Genomic DNA, 1407 nt, shown 5'->3' on the forward strand with positions numbered 1-1407 from the left:
GTTGAAGCGGATAGTACCACACTCACGGCCACGAAAGATGGCATCACCAGTAATGCGGTGGATGTGAATGTCTCGGCAGCATTCATTACAGGCATTCAAGTGACGCCTTCAACGGTGAATGTAGCGAAAGGTCAGACTAAGCAGTTAACTGCAACAGCGACGTACAGCGATGGTACTTCATCTGATATCAGCAGCTCAGTGACGTGGGCGCCGGCTAATACCGGTACCGCGACAGTAACAGCTGCGGGTTTATTGTCCGGTGTTGCAGAAGGGAAGACGACGCTAACCGCCAGTAAAGATGGTAAGGAAAGTAATGCGGTGACGGTGACGGTGACGGCAGCAGTCATTACAGATATTCAAGTGACGCCTTCACCGGTGAATATTGCGAAAGGTCAGACTAAGCAGTTAACTGCAACAGCGACGTACAGCGATGGTACTTCATCTGATATCAGCAGCTCAGTGACGTGGGTGCCGGCTAATACCGATACCGCGACAGTAACGGCTGCGGGTTTATTGTCCGGTGTTGCAGAAGGGAACACGACGCTAACCGCCAGTAAAGATGGTGAGAGCAGTAATGCGGTGGATGTGAACATCTCGGCAGCAGTCATTACAGATATTCAAGTGACGCCTTCACCGGAGAATGTTGTGAAAGGTCTGACTAAGCAGTTAACTGCAACAGCGACGTACAGCGATGGAACTTCATCTAACATCAGCAGCTCAGTGACGTGGGCGCCGGCTAATACCAATACCGCGACAGTAACGCCAGCGGGTTTATTGTCCGGTGTTGCAGAAGGGAAAACGACGCTAACCGCCAGTAAAGATGGTGAGAGCAGTAATACGGTGGATGTGAGTGTATGTGATGATTTGGCGGGTGCATGTATTGATATCTTTGATACGGGTAGCGGTAAGTTGTTTACCAATTCACCATCAGAGGCCTATCTAGACAGCATTGGCGGAAGTGCTACAAACGGTACTTATACTGAAAGAGGAACTGACGGCCCAGCTGGTGATTTTTACCGATTCGACTGGACTAACGCAAATGTACTATGCACTACCTACAACACCCTTAGTCTCGGCGGACGAACTAACTGGCGTTTAGCGACAAAAGACGAGTTAAAAGTGGAGCTATACGGCGTATTTCTTAATATGTTTACCGCGCGCGGTTGGCCGACCTTCGACTACTATTGGTCGGCGACTCCTGATGGTTCTAACTATTACGTCGTGACCCTCAACAATGGCGACGTAGTCAGCTACGATCCGAGCGACACGCACTACGCATCCTGCGTCTCAAATCCTTAAAGTTGAGCGTTTAGAGTTTAACGTTTTAATTTTTAATTTTTAATTTTAGTTTTCGAAGTGTCAGAGTTGCATCTGGCACTTTTTAAAGGGTTCTGTCGCAAAGTTTTA

1 protein-coding gene is annotated in these 1407 nt (G+C 48.5%); it reads left to right on the forward strand.

Annotation, left to right across the window (positions count from 1 at the left end; genetic code table 11):
• The coding region (locus AACT19_RS01530; protein ID WP_076644897.1) for an Ig-like domain-containing protein at nucleotides 1-1299 on the forward strand (1299 nt) is incomplete at its 5' end.
• Nucleotides 1300-1407: the final 108 nt, after the last annotated feature.

The sequence above is a fragment of the Vibrio sp. 10N.222.47.A9 genome (assembly GCF_963872585.1).
GTDB classification, from domain to species: domain Bacteria; phylum Pseudomonadota; class Gammaproteobacteria; order Enterobacterales; family Vibrionaceae; genus Vibrio; species Vibrio splendidus.